The organism is Flavisolibacter nicotianae, assembly GCF_003628535.1.
Classification (GTDB): domain Bacteria; phylum Bacteroidota; class Bacteroidia; order Chitinophagales; family Chitinophagaceae; genus Flavisolibacter; species Flavisolibacter nicotianae.
The window spans coordinates 345,163-363,435 of the sequence record NZ_RBCI01000003.1; the positions used below are offsets into that span (position 1 = coordinate 345,163).

12 protein-coding genes are annotated in these 18,273 nt (G+C 49.9%); 8 read left to right on the top strand and 4 right to left on the bottom strand.

What is annotated here, in order from left to right:
- Window positions 1–39: 39 nt before the first annotated feature.
- Both D6024_RS09905 and D6024_RS09910 read left to right on the top strand, forming a co-directional pair.
- Window positions 40–885: a universal stress protein gene (locus D6024_RS09905; protein ID WP_121354441.1), complete on the top strand. Its 846-nt coding sequence runs from the start codon at window positions 40–42 to the stop codon at window positions 883–885.
- A gap of 200 nt (window positions 886–1,085) precedes the next feature.
- Window positions 1,086–2,732, top strand: coding sequence for a carboxylesterase/lipase family protein (locus D6024_RS09910; protein WP_121354442.1), 1,647 nt, complete (start codon window positions 1,086–1,088; stop codon window positions 2,730–2,732).
- Window positions 2,733–2,757: 25 nt separating this feature from the next.
- Here D6024_RS09910 and D6024_RS09915 read toward each other — a convergent pair whose 3' ends face one another.
- Window positions 2,758–3,540, bottom strand: a complete 783-nt coding sequence (locus D6024_RS09915) for a DUF4184 family protein (protein WP_121354443.1) — start codon at window positions 3,538–3,540, stop codon at window positions 2,758–2,760.
- 163 nt (window positions 3,541–3,703) lie between these two features.
- Between D6024_RS09915 and D6024_RS26655 the strand changes: the two genes are divergently transcribed.
- The 3 genes from D6024_RS26655 (at window position 3,704) to D6024_RS09930 (ending at window position 6,687) form a co-directional block, all read left to right on the top strand.
- Window positions 3,704–3,910 (top strand): hypothetical protein, encoded by a 207-nt coding sequence (locus D6024_RS26655; protein ID WP_162944679.1) that lies wholly within the window; start codon window positions 3,704–3,706, stop codon window positions 3,908–3,910.
- 155 nt (window positions 3,911–4,065) lie between these two features.
- Complete coding sequence (locus tag D6024_RS09925; protein WP_240410000.1) at window positions 4,066–5,319, top strand: aminotransferase class V-fold PLP-dependent enzyme; 1,254 nt, start codon at window positions 4,066–4,068, stop codon at window positions 5,317–5,319.
- A gap of 15 nt (window positions 5,320–5,334) precedes the next feature.
- On the top strand, window positions 5,335–6,687 hold the full coding sequence (locus D6024_RS09930) for an APC family permease (protein ID WP_121354446.1): 1,353 nt from the start codon (window positions 5,335–5,337) through the stop codon (window positions 6,685–6,687).
- 184 nt (window positions 6,688–6,871) lie between these two features.
- On the opposite strand, the gene tyrS is transcribed toward D6024_RS09930, so the two are convergent.
- Window positions 6,872–8,146, bottom strand: coding sequence for a tyrosine--tRNA ligase (tyrS, locus tag D6024_RS09935; RefSeq protein ID WP_121354447.1), 1,275 nt, complete (start codon window positions 8,144–8,146; stop codon window positions 6,872–6,874).
- A gap of 266 nt (window positions 8,147–8,412) precedes the next feature.
- Here tyrS and D6024_RS09940 point away from each other — a divergent pair, with 266 nt between their 5' ends.
- The 3 genes from D6024_RS09940 to D6024_RS09950 all read left to right on the top strand — a co-directional run bounded on the left by D6024_RS09940 (window position 8,413) and on the right by D6024_RS09950 (window position 16,295).
- Window positions 8,413–9,519: a putative type IX sorting system protein PorV2 gene (locus tag D6024_RS09940; protein WP_121354448.1), complete on the top strand. Its 1,107-nt coding sequence runs from the start codon at window positions 8,413–8,415 to the stop codon at window positions 9,517–9,519.
- Between the two features lie 30 nt (window positions 9,520–9,549).
- Window positions 9,550–14,619, top strand: coding sequence for a putative type IX secretion system sortase PorU2 (gene porU2, locus D6024_RS09945; protein ID WP_121354449.1), 5,070 nt, complete (start codon window positions 9,550–9,552; stop codon window positions 14,617–14,619).
- Between the two features lie 188 nt (window positions 14,620–14,807).
- A complete protein-coding gene (locus tag D6024_RS09950; protein WP_121354450.1) occupies window positions 14,808–16,295 on the top strand; it encodes a hypothetical protein in 1,488 nt (495 codons plus the stop codon).
- Window positions 16,296–16,361: 66 nt separating this feature from the next.
- On the opposite strand, the gene D6024_RS09955 is transcribed toward D6024_RS09950, so the two are convergent.
- Window positions 16,362–17,114, bottom strand: coding sequence for an SDR family NAD(P)-dependent oxidoreductase (locus tag D6024_RS09955; protein WP_121354451.1), 753 nt, complete (start codon window positions 17,112–17,114; stop codon window positions 16,362–16,364).
- On the bottom strand, window positions 17,107–18,261 hold the full coding sequence (locus tag D6024_RS09960; protein WP_121354452.1) for a radical SAM protein: 1,155 nt from the start codon (window positions 18,259–18,261) through the stop codon (window positions 17,107–17,109). Before D6024_RS09960 ends, D6024_RS09955 begins: the two co-directional genes overlap by 8 nt.
- Between the last annotated feature and the right edge of the window lie 12 nt (window positions 18,262–18,273).

The following is an 18,273-nucleotide window of genomic DNA, read 5'->3' on the forward strand; positions in this document are numbered from 1 at the left end:
AACGCGGCGCAGAGTGAATAGATTTGGAAAAACTTCGGTATGAAAATGTTCATCGCCGCCTTCGACGGGCTTGAGTTTTCGGAAAGCACGCTGCAATATGCAATCTTCCTGGCCAAATGGAGTCGTGCGCAATTGGTAGGCGTTTTTTTGGAAGACTTCACCCGGCGCAGCTATGGCTTTAAGGAAATTGCCGCTTACGAAGGAACAGACAGGGACCATTTCGTGCGACAAATGGATGCCCGCGACTCTGCACTTCGGAAAGAAAGTGTTGCGCTTTTTGAAAAAGCCTGCAAAGAAGAAGGGGTAAATTATGATGTTCACCGCGACCGGAATGTGGCCTTGCAGGAACTTCTGGAAGAATCAATTTACGCCGATCTGCTTATTATTAGTGCCGGCGAAACAATGACTGGAGAGGAAGAGCCGGCACCCACACGGTTTATTCGCGACCTGCTGAATGATGTAGCCTGTCCGGTGATCCTGGTTCCCGAATCCTTTCAGCCACTTAAAAAGCTGGTTCTCTTATATGATGGCGAGCTTTCGTCCGTCAACGCCGTGCGGAGCTTCCGTTATCTTTTTGATATCCCTGATGATTTTGCGACCGAGGTTGTAACCGTGAAAGAGCAGGATGAATCGGAACGCCTTCCCCACAACCGGTTGATCAAAGAATTTATCAGGCGCCACTATCCGCAAGCCCGGTATACAATTCTGAAAGGGGATGCCGAAGACGCGATCGTGCGCCGGCTACAAAGCGAACATCACAAGCCGCTGCTTATTCTCGGTGCCTACCGCCGAAGCCGTTTGTCGCGGTTGTTCCGTCCCAGCATGGCTGATCAGTTATTGGAAAATCTGTCAATGCCGCTTTTCATTGCTCCCAACAAAGCCTGATACCAGGCTGATTGCAGGTTGCGTATTTCCGGAGGTGAGTGATGGTGAAGGATAGAAGACAGGGGAAAGAACAAGCCGCTTTTCACTCCATATTGTTGTTAGATCGCATTAATGTTTCGGGTTGACCAGTATGAAATATCTCTTTCAGAAAATTACCGGGCAGGGCAAGATACAGTGCGAAGTTTGATTAACTTCCTTGCATGAAAAGACCCATATTTCTTTCGATTGGCTTGCTTGGCCTTGCATTTGGTGCACTGGCGCAGGCAAAAAATAAAACAGCCGCTGCAGCCAGCGGCAATCAGTCGTTACAGGTCCGGACCGTCAGCGGCATCGTGGAAGGGCGGCTGGAAGCTTCCGGTGTACGATCGTTCAAAGGCATCCCGTATGCGGCACCTCCCGTTGACAATCTTCGCTGGCGCGAACCACAGCCCGTTAAGTCCTGGACCGGCGTGCACAAGGCCGACCATTTTGGGCCACGAGCCATGCAAACCGCCATCTTCGGAGATATGAATTTCCGTTCCGACGGCGTGGGCGAAAACTGCCTTTACCTCAATGTGTGGGCGCCGTCTCAAAAGACCAAGACCTTGTTGCCGGTGCTGGTTTACTTCTATGGCGGTGGCTTTGTTGCCGGCGACGGCTCGGAGCCGCGTTATGACGGCGAAAGCATGGCGCAAAAAGGAATCGTTACCCTGACCGTCAATTATCGCCTGGGATTGTTTGGTTTCTTTTCCCATCCCGAGCTCACCAAAGAATCCCCCCATCATGCCTCCGGGAATTATGGGCTGCTCGACCAGGCGGCAGCCTTGCAATGGGTGCGGAAAAACATTGCTGCATTTGGCGGCGATCCCAACCACGTAACCATTGCCGGGGAGTCGGCCGGTTCCGTGTCTGTCAGTGCACAAATGGCTTCGCCGCTGGCAAAAAATCTCATTGCCGGTGCGATCGGCGAAAGCGGTTCGTTGCTGGGTACCTTGTCGCCGGCACCACTTTCCGAATGTGAAAAGACCGGTGAGGAGTTTGCCCGCAGCATCGGTGCCCATTCGCTGGCCGAATTACGTTCCATTTCAGCAGATTCTCTACTGGGTGCTTCGGCTCGTTTTGGTTTGTTCCGGTTCCGGCTGTCTGTTGATGGTTATTTTCTACCCAAAGACCCGCTGGAGATTTTCCAGAAGGGCGAGCAGGCGCATGTGCCTCTCCTTGTGGGATGGAACAGCGAGGAAATGAATTACCGTGCGCTGATGGGTGGCGATAAACCGACGAAGGAAAATTATGAAAAAGCCGTTCGAAAAGTTTATACAGACAAGGCCGATGATGTGCTGAAAGTGTATAAACCGGCCACCGACGACGAAGTGGAGGCTGTGGCCACAGCCCTGGCCGGCGACCGCTTTATTGGATTCAGCACGTGGCGCTGGGCTGATCTGCAGGGTACCACCGGCGGCAAACCCGTTTACCGCTATTTGTACGAACGTCCCCGCCCGCCAATGACTCCTGAAATGGGCAATGCCTCACCGGGCCTGGCCGGCGGTGTTCAACGTGGCAACACGCCTCCGCCGCCACCCGCTAAGGGTGCCGTGCATTCGGCGGAAATTGAATATGCCATGGGAAATTTAAGCACCAACAAAGTGTTTGCCTGGACGGAAGACGATTATAAAGTCTCCCGCACGATGCAGGAATATTTTGCCAATTTCATCCGCAAAGGCGATCCTAACGGACCGGGTGTATTGAACTGGCCGGCAGCCAACCGCTCGAAGGATGTCCCGGTCATGCACATCAACGTGCAGTCACGGGTGGAGTTGGAAAAAAACAGGGAACGCTACCTGCTGTTGCAGGCGGCTGCGAAAAATTAACCAGGCAAAAGAGTGGGCAAATGATTTACAAAGGGTGGCGGAAACGCTGCCCTTGTTTTTTGACGCCGGCCGAGGTTTTAGGTTTTTCGCGAAGGCGAAACGTAAAGACAAGCGAGGCGAAGAGAATGCCGAGCAGAAAGGCATTGATCAGAGAGATCACGAGGTCGTCCAAAACCGGGCGCCGGAGATAGGGTAGTTGTACAAAGAAAAAACTGCAGGCGGCTACCCAGCAGCATAGCCAATAGCGGTGGCTTTTCACCCGGCTGGCAACGGTTGCGACCGGCAGTTGCCAGATAGCATAAAGAACGAAAAAGCCGCCGATGAGTGAGCTGAGATCCCAGAAAAGAAAATAGGTCATGTGCCGCTCTTCCGGTGTTACGAACTTTTGAAACCCCGACGCAGCCTGTACCATCGGGACGGAATGATGCGTTAGTTTGTCCCACAACAGGTGCGAGGCAGCACCCGCAAGGATTGATAAAAGCACAATGCGCCAATTTGCAGCAAACCACTGGTTCCAGTTAAAAGATTGGAACGTGGCCATTCTTCGTTTAAGAAAGAGCGGCGCATGCAGGTAAAAAGGCCCGCGAACAAGGTTGTGAAACAGAAAGCAAAGCAACAGGCCAGCCGGCAAATCAGCATAAAACAAGCCCCCGATGGTATGGCTGTAATGGCTCTTGTGAAAGACACGGACAAAATATTCAAAGTCTGGAACAAGACTGCCGGCAACAAGCCCGGTAAGTGAAACCCGTTTTCGCAAGAGGGAATGGGCCGGAAGTACTATAGCAGGGTGTGAAAACGTAAACGGCATCGGTCAGGATATTCAAAAAGTGTGCGGTTCCTTATTTGCAGGTGTAATGATAAGCAAATATGGGTGCAAAACGCTTGCGGTCGCTTATTCACTTTACGTGGCAATATTCTTGCGGGGATGGAAGAACAACGATCTCATTCTTTTATCCATTAAAAATGATTTTATGGCAAAAAACAATTTGCAGGAAAGTCAGCAGGCAAAGCAGAATGTTACGATTGGTATCCAGGGAAACGAAGACACAAAGGTGTCGCACGACACAGAAGGCCGTCAACGTTCCCAGGATCAGGATGACCGGCACATACCCAACCAGGAGCAGTCTTCCAGGCCCGGTGTTGGCCGTGCGGACAGTGGCCCGGAGCAGAATATTTAGGGGTCAGTTTGATTTTCATTTTATCCAATGCCGCCGGAGAGCGGCATTTGTTATTACCGGCCTGTTTGTGTCCGTTTCTCTCCTTCAATCTTCCTACATTTATGCAAACTCAACCCATGCCCTTCAATCGCAGGAATTTTTTGCAAAAAGCAGGAATGGCTTCTGCCTCAGCTTTGGTTTCTTCAATTTTTCAGCCATCATGGAGCAGGAACCTGGAGAAGGCCATGCGGGAAGCGGAGGCCCTGTCGCCGGACGAATTGGCCAGCGACGAAGATTTCTGGTACTACATTCAACAGTCATTTACGGTTTCGCCGTCCATCCTCAACTTCAACAACGGCGGCGTGTCGCCGGCACCCAAAACCGTGCAGGACGCCATGAAACGTTTTTACGACTACAGCAACGAGGCGCCGAGCTACTACATGTGGCGCATCCTCGACCAGGGGAGGGAAACGCTCCGCACCAACCTGGCAAAGCTTGCCGGCTGCAGTACCGAGGAAATTGCCGTCAACCGAAACGCATCCGAAGGTTTGGAGACCGTTATTTTCGGTTTGCCGTTGAAGGCCGGCGACGAAGTCGTGGCGGCCAAGCAGGATTATCCCAACGTTGTCAATGCCTGGAAGCAACGCGAACAACGCGACGGAATCAAAATCGTCTGGGTAAACCTGGAATTGCCCTCCGAAGACGAGGATTACCTGGTGAGCCAGTACGTAAAGGCTTTTTCCTCCAGGACCAAAGCTGTCAACATCACGCACATCATCAACTGGAACGGGCAGGTATTGCCCGTGCGGAAAATTGCCGACGAAGCACACAGGCGTGGCATCGACGTGCTCGTGGATGGGGCACACAGTTTTGCCCATCTGGAGTTTAAAATACCCGATCTCGGTGCCGACTATTTTGCCACAAGCCTGCACAAATGGCTCTATGCACCCATCGGCAGCGGGCTGCTTTTTGTGAAACGCGAAAAGATCAAAAACATTTACCCGCTGTTCGCCTCCGATGTACCGCTGAAAGAAGACATCCGCAAATTTGAGCACCTGGGAACACGGCCTTTTTTCATCGAGCAGGCCATCGGCAAGGCGATCGAATTTCACCAAATGATCGGAAGCGAACGAAAGCAGAAGCGCCTGCACTACCTGAAAAATTACTGGATGGAAAAGGTAAAGGACCTGCCGGGTGTAAAGCTGCACACACCGCTCCATCCGCGTTGGAGCGGCGCCATCGGGCTGGTATCGGTAGAGGGTAAAAAGCCATCCGAGCTGGATAGTTATCTGTTTGCTAACCACCGCATCCATACAACTTCGATTGTTTGGGAAAATATCAGCGGTGTCCGCATTACGCCCAATGTTTACACCACTACGTCGCAACTGGATGAACTGGTTCGCGGCATTACCAACTTTGCCAAAATTTAGTTGTTACACGAAGGGATGGAATTGCTGAAACGACGACTGACGCTGTTGCAGGCGACCGCGATCAACATGATTGACATGGTGGGCATTGGTCCATTTGTGGTCTTGCCGCTGGTGATACGCGAATTCAACTCGCCGCTTTTTCTCTGGGCCTGGATCGCCGGTGCCCTGCTGGCCCTAATCGATGGCATGATATGGAGCGAACTGGGTGCAGCTTACCCGCTGGCCGGTGGCAGTTACAATTTTTTACGCATTGCCTACGGGCCAAAATGGGGGCGGCTTGCGAGTTTTTTGTTTGTGTGGCAAACGGCTATCCAGGCACCGATGGTGCTGGCTTCCGGGTCAATTGGTTTTGCCACTTACGCCAAATACCTGCTCCCTTCCATTGAACCGTGGCAGCAAAAAGCCGTTTCGGTCGGCGTTATCCTTTTTGTCACTTTCCTGCTTTACCGGAAGATCGAATCGGTAGGCCGCCTCTCGCTTTTTCTTTGGGTCAGTGTGCTGGGAACGATGGCATGGATCATAGCTGGCGGGCTGCTGCGGCATTCGCCGCAATTTTCTTTGCCGCTAACTCCATCCGGTGAAACCGAAATTTTTAGTGCCGCCTTCCTGCTGCCGCTTTCGTTTGCCGCACAGAAAACCGTTTACAGTTACCTGGGTTATTACAATGTTTGTCACCTCGGAAGCGAGATCGTTCGGCCCGAGCGAAACATTCCCCGCAGCATCTTTTTTTCCATTGTGAGTATTGCAGTCCTATACATTGGCATGAACATCAGCATCGTCAGTGTCGTTCCCTGGCAGGAAGCGCAGCACGTGGATTTCGTCATCTCGGTATTCATGGAAAAGGCGTTTGGCCCCACGGCGGCCAACGTGGCGACGGCACTGGTTTTACTGGTGGCCTTTTCTTCGCTGTTTGCCGTGCTGCTGGGCTATTCGCGGGTGCCCTTTGCGGCCGCGAGGGACGGCAATTTTTTTCCCGTTTTTGCAAGGCTTCACCCCACCAAAAACTTCCCGCACATTTCCCTGCTTTTCATTTCCGGACTGGCCATTTTGTTTTCGTTTCTTTTTTCGCTCAAGCAGGTCATCAGCGCCATCCTGGCCATGCGCATCCTGGTACAGTTCATTGCGCAGGCAATTGGGGTGATCCGGTTGCGAAAGAAAAGAGGCGTAAAGGACCTGCCCTTTAAAATGTGGTTGTATCCCTTGCCGGTCGTGGTTTCCATCCTGATCTGGCTGGCCCTGTTTGTTTCCACCAAAATGTTCGCGATCTGGGGCACCTGCATGGCGCTGGCCGGCGTCGTGGTTTTTTACATGAAGGAAAAAAGAGCCGGAAATGATGCGCTGCCAACCGTTACCGGTGAAGAAATTTGATACCGGGCAGCCATCCAATTGCAACAATTGTATGAAGTCAAAAGATGGCTGTTCTTTCCGCTGTCATCCGGCACCTGTCATCGCAAAAACAGCTATGCAAACGCTTTGATGTGATAGGGATGAATCACAGGCAATAAAAAACCCCGCCTGGAAGAGCGGGGTAAAATCGGGTGGAACCGCAACATCACTGGGCGACGAGCAGGTAGTAGTTTTTCTTTCCTTTCTGCAATAAAATGTATTTGCCGTGGAGCAGGTTGCTGCTGTCGACATGAAACTGGACGTCGCTGATCTTTTTGCGGTTGATGCTCACGCCGCCGTTCTGGATCATTTTTCTTGCTTCGCCTTTGCTGGGAAAAATAGCAGTTTGTGTCAACATGTCAACCACGTTCACGCCCCCTTGCAAATTGCCCATGGAATAGTGCACCTTCACCACACCTTCCATGCCTTCCAGATCGTCCACGCTCAGGCTTTCGGCCGGTGCGTTTTGCTGCGAAAAAAGCTTTTGCGTGGTTTCAACTGCTTTGCTGTATTCTTCTTCGCCGTGTACAAAAACCGTGATCTCCTGTGCCAGGCGTTTTTGCAGGATTCGTTTCGAGGCATCCTGGTTGTGTTCGTGCACGAGGTCTTCAATTTCCTGCTTCGGGATAAACGTGAAGATCCGGATCCATTTTTCGGCATCGGCGTCGGCTGCGTTCAGCCAGAACTGGTAGAACTGGTAGGGCGTCGTTTTTTCCGCATCCAGCCACACATTCCCGCCTTCCGATTTGCCAAACTTGCCGCCATCGCTTTTGGTCAGCAGCGGGCAGGTAAAGGCAAAGGCTTCGCCACCGGCTTTGCGGCGGACCAATTCCGTCCCGGTCGTGATGTTGCCCCACTGGTCGCTACCGCCCATTTGCAGTTTACAGCCTTTGTTTTGGTAGAGCCAGTAAAAATCGTAACCCTGGATCAATTGGTAGGTGAACTCGGTAAAGGAAATTCCCGTTTCGCTGTCGATGCGCTTGCGAACGCTTTCCTTGCTCATCATGTAGTTCACCGTGATGTGTTTGCCCACGTCGCGGATAAAATGCAGGAAGCTCATGTCGCGGAACCAGTCGTAGTTGTTCACCATTTCGGCGGCCGTAGGACCGGGAGTAAAATCCAGGAACTTCATCAACTGGTTTTTGATTCCTTCCACATTCTTTTGCAACACGTCTTCGCTCAGCAAATTGCGCTCGGCGGTTTTCCCGCTCGGGTCGCCAACCATGCCGGTGGCGCCGCCGACCAGGGCAAACGGTTTGTGACCGGCCCGCTGCAGGTGCACGAGCAACAAGATGGGGACAAGGCTGCCGATATGCAGCGAATCGGCTGTAGGGTCAAAGCCGATATAGCCGGAGGTGATCTCTTTGTTCAACTGTTCTTCGGTGCCCGGCATGATGTCCTGGATGAGGCCACGCCAGCGGAGTTCTTCTATGAGGTTCATTTTGTTAAAATTTGCCCTTCGCCGCCGGCCTTTTACCGCTGTATCTACCGGACGGTGAACGGGCCGCTTCGGGCGGTGAAGTGTTAAGAAAACAGGTCGCAAATGTAGGCAGGCGGGTTGAAATATGCAGGTGTTTTTGTCGCGACAATGCCTGAAAAGGCTGTCTCCACTGTGAATATCAATTTCGGAGATTATATTTGTTCACGCAGCCAATATCCATGAATAGACGTTTCAGTCATGCTATCGCTTATCCGAAAATCACTGTGATGAAAAACAAGCTCCTTGCGCTTGCCCTTTCCGGGCTCTTTTTTTCTTCCTCCCATGCGCAATTCCGAAAATATTCCAACGAATTCTTGAACATCGGTGCCGGTGCCCGTGGCCTGGCAATGGGAAGTTCGCAGGTGGCTTCAGTTACCGACGGCACGGCCGGTTACTGGAACCCGGCTGGCCTGGCCAACGTCAAAGACCATGGCAATGTGAACCTGATGCACGCCGAATATTTTGCCGGAATAGGCAAATACGATTATGCCAGCCTGGCACTGCCCATGTCGGGTAACAGGCGGACACTGGGCCTGACAGCTCTTCGCTTTGCCGTGGACGACATCATGAACACGCTGTTCCTGGTAGAACCCGACGGTTCGATCAATTACAATAATATCCAGGCCTTTTCGTCGGCTGATTACGCCTTTCTTTTATCGCTGGCACAAACGCTGGAAGAAACCGATAACAAGAAAGTCAACTTCGGCATCAACGCCAAAGTCGTTCACCGCAGTGTCGGGCATTTTGCCAAAGCCTGGGGATTTGGGCTGGATGCGGGCCTGCAGGTCATAACCGGCAACTGGCGCATCGGGGTCGCAGCCCGCGATGTGACATCCACGTTCAATGCCTGGTCGTTCTCCTTTACCGAAAAGGAAAAGGAAGCGCTTTACCTGACCAACAACGATATCCCGGTAAAGTCGACCGAGATTACCGCCCCACGGCTGATCCTTGGAGCGGCACGCAACTTCCGTTTTTCGAACAAAGTCAGCCTCCTGGCAGAAGCCAATTTTGATTTTACGTTCGACGGTGAACGCAATACGCTCCTGAGCGGTGAGCCGATCAGCATCGATCCGAAATTCGGTGCCGAGCTGAATATCAGTAACTCGCTCTACCTGCGTGGCGGCATCAACAATTTCCAACAGGCCCTTTCGGATGGCGACACGCTGAACAAGAAGAAAGTGTGGATTTACCAGCCGAGCGCCGGCGCCGGTTTCCGCCTGCAAAACGTGCGGATCGACTATGCGTTCACCAACCTGGCCAACCAGTCGAACCCGCTTTATACCCATGTGTTTTCCATCCAGTTTGACCTGGTTAACAACAAGAAAAAAAAGTAGCCTACCCCTCCGTACTAAAATAACATTGCGATGAGAAAAATTTTTTTGGGCCTGCTGTTGATCTGGGCTTTTGCGGCCACAGCGCAACAAAAGTTCAACAACGAATGGATTGACTATACCAAAACCTATTACAAATTCAAGGTTGGTAAAAACGGCTTGTACCGGATTTCGGCAGCGACCCTTTCGGCTGCGGGCCTGGGTACCGCTACTGCCGAACAATTCCAATTATGGCGCAATGGGAAAGAAGTGCCGGTGTATACGACAAAACCAAGCGGCAGCTTCGATGCGACCGATTACATTGAGTTTTGGGGAGAAATGAACGACGGTAAGCCCGACCGCGAACTGTATCGCGATACGGCATTTCAATACAGCAACAAATGGAGTTTGCTCACCGATACGGCTGCCTATTTTCTTACGCTGAATACAGGCGGTGCCAACCTTCGCCTGCAGCCGACAGCCAGCGACGTAAGCGGCAACACCTTGCCGGCTGAACCCTGGTTTCTTTATACGGCAGCAAAATATTACCGTGACCAGATCAATCCTGGCTTGTACTACGTTGTTGGACATGACCACCTGATATCTTCGTCTTACGACAAAGGCGAGGGCTGGACATCTGCCGACATCCAGCGCAACAGTACACTGACGGAAAATTTTTCGAACCTGTACCCGGCAACGGGCGGACCGGCTGCAACAATTAATGCTGCATTAACCGGCAATGCCTATAATACCCGCCGGTATAAGATCACGGTCAATGGCGATTCGGTACTGGGCAACCTGCTGCCTTATATGAACGAGGCCGTGGACCAGGGATCGTTCAGCACAAACCTGCTTAGTTCCGGTTCGGCATCCGCTGTCATCAGCAATGTCACGGACAACTGCGGCTCTTCGTCCTGCCCGGTTGACCGCATGGTTGTTCACAAGCTGGAGATTACCTATCCGCGGCAGTTTAATTTTGGCGGGGCCGCCAATTTTGAGTTCGCACTCCCGGCCAGCAACGGGACCTATCTGGAGATCAGCAATTTTAATCATGGTGGCGTTGCCCCGGTACTGTACGATCTGACCAATGGGCAGCGATACAGCGCCGAACTTTCCGGCTCACTGGTGAAAGTGGTCTTGCAGCCGTCTGCGACGCCGCGAAAACTGGTGCTGGCAAGCCAGGTGCCAGCCAATGCGGTTGCGATAAACAGCCTGCAGGTGCGCAATTTCATCAACTACAATACAGCCGCAACACGGGGCGATTACCTGATCATTTCCAATCCCTTGCTCTTCGACGGTGCCAACGGATCCAACCCGGTGGAAGAATACCGGGCTTACCGAACTTCCGCCGAAGGCGGGGGCTTCACTGCTAAAATTTATTTGGAAGACCAGTTGGCCGATCAATTCGGTTTCGGCATTAAAAAGAATCCAGCCGCTATCCGGAATTTTATTCTGTACACCCGCAGCAAATACCCGGTTGAGCCGCGGTTCGTGTTCATCATCGGACGCGGCGTTCACTATCTTCATCAACGGACCCTGGAAAGCGATTCGCGGCAAAACGTCAGGGATAACCTTGAAAAACTCAACCTGGTGCCCACCTTTGGCTACCCAGCGTCGGACATGCTGCTGGGTGCAGACCTGAGCACGTCAAAACCACTGGTTCCCGTTGGAAGGCTGACAGCTATTACACCGGCAGAAGTCTCTACCTATTTAAAAAAGATCAAGGAGTACGAAGGGGCCCAGCGCACCTTGTCGCCTTCCGTCAGCGACAAAGCCTGGATGAAAAATGTGGCCCATATTATTGGTGCCGGCGATGATGTGCTGGATGATATTTTATTCCAGTACCTGGAAAACTACCGCCGTAAAGTGGAAGACACGCTTTGGGGTGGCAAGGTGACCACCTTTCGCAAATCGTCGACCAGCCTGGTAGAGCAGTTGAGCGATGCGGACCTGACAAGGTTGATCAATGAAGGTGTCAGCCTGATTACCTATTACGGGCACTCCTCGGCAACGACGCTAGAGTTCAACCTCGATGACCCCGCAAACTACAACAACCAGGGTAAGTACCCGATGTTCTGGGCCCTGGGTTGTAACGCCGGCAATACCTTCGATTACAACGAAGGCCGCTTTTCGTCCCGCACCTATTTATCGGACAAATATGTGATGGCGCCGGATAGAGGATCCATCAACTTTTTGGCCTCCACGCATTTTGGCGTAGTGCATTATCTCGATATCTATAACTCCCGTGCTTATGCCAGCATTACCGGCCCGCTTTACGGTAAAAGTATGGGTGAGCTGATGAAGAAAACTATCAATGACGTTTATTCGTTTACCACCACCGAAGACTTTTTTGCCCGCTGCAATGCCGAGGAAACAGTGCTGAACGGCGACCCGGCTGTAACCCTGAACCAGCAGGCAAAACCGGATTATGCGGTAACGGAGGATATGGTATCCGTCTCGCCCAATTTTGTCTCTGTCGCTGACCAGTCATTCAAGGTGAAGATTAAAATGGTGAACCTGGGTAAAGCGATCAACAAGCCAATTGCGATAGAAGTGAAACGCCAGTATCCCAATGGTTCAATCGAGATCATTCACCGTGACACGATCAAAGGTATTCGCTATTCCGACTCTTTGAGTTTTGCTGTCCCAATCGATCCGATTCGCGACAAGGGAAATAATAAAATTTCCGTAACGGTCGACGCCGATAATGCGGTTGATGAATTGTTTGAAACCAACAACTCGACTTCCCGCGACCTATTTATTTTTGAAGAGGAGGCAAGGCCGATTTACCCGCAGGAGTTTACAATTTTGAACAAACAAAATGTGACCTTGAAAGCCTCAACCGCCAATCCATTCGGGAATTTGAAACAATACCGTATGGAGATTGATACGACAGAAAAATTCAATTCGTCACTGAAAGGATCTGCATCTATTACCTCAAGCGGCGGCCTGCTGGAATTTTCACCTGGAATTAGTTTCACCAACAACACGGTTTATTACTGGCGGGTAGGAGTGGTTGCTGCAAACGGAACTGTACAAAACTGGAACAATGCTTCGTTTGTCTACATTGGTAATTCCAGCAACGGTTACAACCAATCGCATTATTATCAGCATGCCAAATCAGGAGAAATCGGGTTGTATCTTGACTCCACGTCCCGTACCTGGCGCTATGATTCTGTGCTGAACAGTCTGGCGATGCGGAACGGTTTGTATGGTACAGCAACCTTGCAGGAAGGAGATTTGACGGTCAGTGTGAACGGATTAAGATACATCCGGAGTGCCTGTGTTGGCTACTCGCTTATTTTCAATGTCTTTAACCCAAATACATTCAAGCCGGCAACAAATACAACGGGCCAGTATGGAAGTGCTCTTCCCTGCCTGCCCGGCCGTGAATGGAATTACGAGTACAGTTACATGACCGCTGCCAGCCGCAAAAAAATCATGGACTTTATGGATTCGATTCCTGCCGGCTCAATTGTCGTTGTGCGGAATATTATGAATACTTCACAGGCCGGCGGTTTTGTCAGCGACTGGAAGAACGACGAAACCATAAACGGTGCAGGAAATTCCCTGTATTCAAAATTAAAAGCAGTTGGATTTTCTGACCTGGATTCGTTTTACAGACCCCGAGCATTCTCGTTCGTGTACAAAAAGGGCGGCGGCTTTACCCCAACTTCTTTGTTTTCCGAGGGTGCGTATGATGTACTTAACCATGTTGTCTATGTAAAATCACCCGACTCTGTAGGCTATACGATTTCGCCAGTTTTCGGGCCCGCTAAAACGTGGAAGCAGTTAACGTGGGATGGGAAAAGTGTGGAAGCGGTCAATACGGATCAACCAACAATCAATATTGTCGGCATCCGGTTAAATGGTACGGTTGATACCCTTGTTCGTGGAATTGATCAAACACAGCATAGTTTCGATATTTCAACTATTGATGCGTCCATCTATCCCAATTTGCAACTGGTGCTTCGTAACATGGATAGCGTCAACTTTACACCTCACCAACTAAGTTTTTGGCGGCTAACGTTTGACCCGGTTCCCGAAGGGGCATTGGCACCCAACCTTTATTTGAAAGTGAAGGACACCGTGGATGTGGGTGAGCCGTTGGATTTGCAGGTCGCATTTAAGAACATCACCGATTCGCCATTTGCCGATAGCCTGACTGCAGCCTTCGTCGTTACAGACAGAAATAATGTACAACATCGAATGACTGTGCCTGCATTCCGCAGACTGGTTGCCAACGACACGTTGCATGTGCATTATACAATTGCAACAAACGCTCTTGTTGGAAACAATACCCTGTTCCTCGACGTCAATCCAAACCATGCGCAGCCGGAACAGTTTCATTTCAACAATTTTGCTTACCGCAACTTTTATGTTCGGGGTGATACACTGAATCCATTGCTTGACGTGACGTTCGATAATCTTCACATCTTAAACCGGGACATTGTATCGGCCAAGCCGGATATTTTGATCAAACTGAAAGACGAAGCCAAATGGATGCTGCTGAACGACACGTCGGTTGCCACAGTGCAAGTTCGTTTTCCCAACGGGTCTCTCAGAACTTATCGCTATAATTCGGATACACTGGTATTTGAGCCGGCAACAGGAGCACCCAATGCGTCAAATACAGCGACCATACGGCTACGGCCTTATTTTGCGGAGGATGGCGATTACGAACTGATTGTTACCGGAAAAGATATGAGTAGCAACGCAGCCGGAACAATGTCGTACAGGGTGTCTTTCCAGATATTGAACAAGCCGATGATTTCTAATATGCTGAACTATCCGAACCCGTTCACCACGTCTACGGCATTTGTCTTTACACTCACAGGGGCCGAGGTGCCGCAGAATATTAAGATTCAAATCTTAACCGTGACAGGCAAAATCGTTCGCGAGATCACGAAGGAAGAATTGGGGCCGATCCATATTGGCCGAAATATTACCGAATACAAATGGAATGGTACCGATCAGTTTGGCCAAAAGCTGGCAAATGGTGTTTACCTCTACCGGGTGACGACCAACCAGAATGGAAAGTCTCTGGACAAGTACCGGCAAGCTGATGACAATACAGATAAGTATTTCAATAAGGGATATGGTAAAATGTACCTGATGCGATAACAAACCGGAAAATGCTCCCTGTAAAAGCAGGGAGCATTTTTTTTCGGACAAATCTGCTCTCCGCAGGAATGCTGTATTTTTCACTTTTTTCAAAAATCGATCTTCTGTGAGGTCCGTCGTAATTGTAGCCGCTTCCGGCGAATGTTCAACGTCGGTTTGAAACGTGGAGGCTATAAACTGGATATGCTATGCGCAAATCATTTTTATCGGATAGTCTGATACTTGGTGTGTTTTTTCTTCTTTGCGTCCTGCTGTTTTGGCCAACGATTTTTAAGCCATTTCTATCCGACGATTACGAAGTGATCTACCGTGTTGTCATACAAAAGCAACTTTTGCTAAAGGGTTTTTTTCGGCCCTTATCTGATTTGTCGATCTACCTCTGTTCGTTGATTGGCGGCTTGTACGCACCCGTTTACAACGTCTTTAACCTTTTGGTCCATGCGGCAAGCTGTTTTGTGTTGTACAAACTTTGCCTGGTTTCTGAATTATTTCCCCCTGCTAAGCGCAAGTTCATCGCATGGACGGCTTCCTTTTTGTTTTTGATTTATCCATTCCATGTCGAGTCTGTTGTCTGGGTTGTCGGCCGGGCGTCCAGCCTGTCGAATTTTTTTGGTTTTTTGTCCTTGCTTACGGCGTTCTCGCGAATTCGGGCGCCTTGGCGGACCTTCCTGGTTTGTTTGTTCTATTTTATCGGCCTTGCCAGTTATGAAACCATTTTTCCGCTGCCGTTAATCATTCTCATTTTACTTTATGAGCCTACCAGGCCGCTGCGGTCTTATCTCCCCTTGGCCGCAGCTATGGCAAGCACATTGGTCTTGCACATAATCGTCAGGGTTTCACTGGCAGATACTTTTGCGGGGCAGTATGGTCAAAAAATATTTACACCCAGTGTTGGAGGCTATCTTGTCAACGCGTTCAAAGTAACCGGGCGGCTTTTCCTGCCGCCTTCCGGCCACTCTGCTCTTCTCTCAGTGCTTTTTGTTTTTATCGCAGGGGGCCTCATTTATACATCGTACCGGGTCCTTCGTTCGGCCCGGGATTGCCGGCTTCTTTTTGGTAAATTGATTTTGGCCGTTCTTGTATCCGCAATTATCCCATTCATGTTCGGGCTTAGCACGCATACATCAGAAGGTGATCGAATTGTTTATTTTACCTCGTTTTTTTTGATGTTATGGCTGGCTTTTTTGATTTCTCTGGTAAAAGACCGTTTTGTCCGGTTAACCGTTATTGCTGGTTTGTCAATATACTTTTTGGTATTTCTTTTTATCGGTAATATGCATTGGCAGACAGCAGGTAAACTGACAAAGCAATTGCTGGGGGAGATAGGACAGATTCGCAAACACTATTCCTCCGTTGGATTGCTTGATATTCCTGACGAGTATAAAGGTGCTTTCGTTTTTCGGGTAGGCTTTCAGCAAGCTTTGCTACTGAATCATATCGATACGGCAGGTGTTGCAATTCTTCGCGTGATGACATCTGAAGAGGCCAGCCAGGTTCATGAAACCCTTTCGCCCCAAAAGAAAACAAATGGCTTTTTTCTACAACCCAATACCGATTTGACAGACTCGCTCATTACCGTAGTGGAGCCTGTTACTTTCGACACCGTCCGGTACAGCCGGTCTTCGTTTGAAAAACTTTTTTATTGGAATAAGGCCAAGTTGCTTCCGGTACAATAATACAGGAGAACAATTCAATCTTCTCTAAGATGTTTGGCGTATGGCGGTGGAGCTACAAGGCATCGATCAGGATTTCTGCTGCAATTTGATCCGCGAATTGATGAGAGCCGTATAGAAAAAGGATGGAAGAAACCGGTAAATTTTATAAACAATGATCCAGCGTTTGCTAATAAATGCTCTTTCTTTTTTTTGTGCGATGGCTCTTTTTGTTTGTATTGCCGCTTTCTGAAGGCTTGCCATCCAAAACAGGCGATCGCCCTTGGCCATTTGGGTGTCGATATAGCCGGGGATGATTTCAGTGACTGCAATTTTTTTGTTCTGTTCGCGTAGTTTCAAGCGTACTCCCTCCGTATAAGAAGATTGAAACGCTTTGCTGGCGTTATAGGCCGGGGCCGTTTTATTACCCCTTGCCGCAGCAATTGATGTTATGGCAACCAGGTGACCAGCGCCTTTTTCCAAAAAATACTGGTAGCCGGCATTCATTGCTGCCGCAAAGCCCAATACGTTCACCTGGATCGTCTGCTGTTCGGTTTCAAAAAGGAGAGCAGGGTTGAATTCGACAATAGAAGCCGCTATGATCAGCATATCAATCCCGCCCATCTCAGTAATGATGTGTTGCAGATTGGACGCACTCTCCGTTTCGGCAATGTCAAGCGGGAATGATTTGATTGACGTTTTTTCGGCAATTTCTTCCAGCAAATGTTTTCTCCTGCCGATAATGCCAACCTGGTTTCCTTCTGCAGCATATAATTCGGCAAGTCTTCGGCCCAGACCAGAGGTGCCTCCAATGATTAAGACGGTTTGGGTTTTTTTATGCATTGATCAGTTGACGGTATGTTTTCTTTTTTTCAGCCTCCCACCAATAATAGCCGAGTAGTTTCGTGGTTACAAAACGGCCAAAATACTTTTCGAAATTTCGGTAAAGGATGACATCGTATTTCCGGTGAAAGTTGATCCAGCAGGCATTGCAATTCTTTTCGTAATGCGCCTGCTTTTCAACGGAGGCCGGGGCATTGAAAATTGTATCAAGTGAGTCTGCGAATACGTTTCCCAGCATGACATCCAGGTGCTGGCAGATCGGCACATCGCCGTTCGGTAATACAACCAGGCTGTCTAAAATGCTGTGGCAGTTTAGCCGTAAGTTGCCTCTTCGCCACTCGTCGAACAGCAATAAAAAATCATAGTTCTCGGCAAATTCACGAATGGTTGGCGGCAGGTGATCTTTGATGCTGATAAGCTGGTGTTCTGCATGTTCCGGTTGCTGGCGACTCTCCGTGAGATGCTTTGCTGTTTTATAGGTTAGCGATTCACTGTTTTTTAATGATCCTATTTCGCTGGCACGGGCATTTGCAAGCGTATCAAAAAAAGAAATGTTGTTGTATACGCCAATACGCAGGTCGACCTGGTATTTTTTGCAAACCTGTGCTACGTGTTCCAGGTCGTTAAAATCGTTGTAAGGCGATAACGTGAACATGGCGCTGATGGGCACTTGTTTGTGGTGTTTCTCAATGATCCGGATGATCCCATCATATCCGTCTTTACCACGCATAGACTGGTATGTTTCCTTCGGGCCATCCAGGGAGATAAACAAGCGTTGCGGGGTGAATTTAGCAAGGGCTTCCGAAACATTTTCGGGCTTCAGGCCATTGGTTAGCAGGTCGTAGTTGGGATGGTGTTTGGAAAACCAACTCAGAATATCCATCGCATTGGGATGCAACAGGAACTCGCCGCCTTCCAGTCCCACCATGGTATGCCTGGTTACACAGCGGCTCTGCATCACCTCAATAATTTTTTCAAGCGGCAGGAATTTGACAGGCCGTTTCGTCCAAATCAGGCAGTGCTGGCAGGCGGAGTCGCATAAGTCGGTTCCATAAAACATGAGGGTCGACAACCTTTTCCGGGAGGGGAAAATTTTGTTGTTTAGAAATGTAGAACCCCTGTTAATATAGTTTTTAGCACTGTACATAATTAGTCCTCA

Bases quoted from the DNA above. Each gene is read 5' to 3' on its own strand.
- D6024_RS26655 (WP_162944679.1), top strand. From the start codon at position 3,704: ATGGCAAAAAACAATTTGCAGGAAAGTCAGCAGGCAAAGCAGAATGTT.
- tyrS (WP_121354447.1), bottom strand. From the start codon at position 8,146: ATGAACCTCATAGAAGAACTCCGCTGGCGTGGCCTCATCCAGGACATC.
- D6024_RS09950 (WP_121354450.1), top strand. From the start codon at position 14,808: ATGCGCAAATCATTTTTATCGGATAGTCTGATACTTGGTGTGTTTTTT.
- porU2 (WP_121354449.1), top strand. From the start codon at position 9,550: ATGAGAAAAATTTTTTTGGGCCTGCTGTTGATCTGGGCTTTTGCGGCC.
- D6024_RS09955 (WP_121354451.1), bottom strand. From the start codon at position 17,114: ATGCATAAAAAAACCCAAACCGTCTTAATCATTGGAGGCACCTCTGGT.
- D6024_RS09960 (WP_121354452.1), bottom strand. From the start codon at position 18,261: ATGTACAGTGCTAAAAACTATATTAACAGGGGTTCTACATTTCTAAAC.
- D6024_RS09940 (WP_121354448.1), top strand. From the start codon at position 8,413: ATGAAAAACAAGCTCCTTGCGCTTGCCCTTTCCGGGCTCTTTTTTTCT.
- D6024_RS09925 (WP_240410000.1), top strand. From the start codon at position 4,066: ATGGCTTCTGCCTCAGCTTTGGTTTCTTCAATTTTTCAGCCATCATGG.
- D6024_RS09915 (WP_121354443.1), bottom strand. From the start codon at position 3,540: ATGCCGTTTACGTTTTCACACCCTGCTATAGTACTTCCGGCCCATTCC.
- D6024_RS09910 (WP_121354442.1), top strand. From the start codon at position 1,086: ATGAAAAGACCCATATTTCTTTCGATTGGCTTGCTTGGCCTTGCATTT.
- D6024_RS09905 (WP_121354441.1), top strand. From the start codon at position 40: ATGAAAATGTTCATCGCCGCCTTCGACGGGCTTGAGTTTTCGGAAAGC.
- D6024_RS09930 (WP_121354446.1), top strand. From the start codon at position 5,335: ATGGAATTGCTGAAACGACGACTGACGCTGTTGCAGGCGACCGCGATC.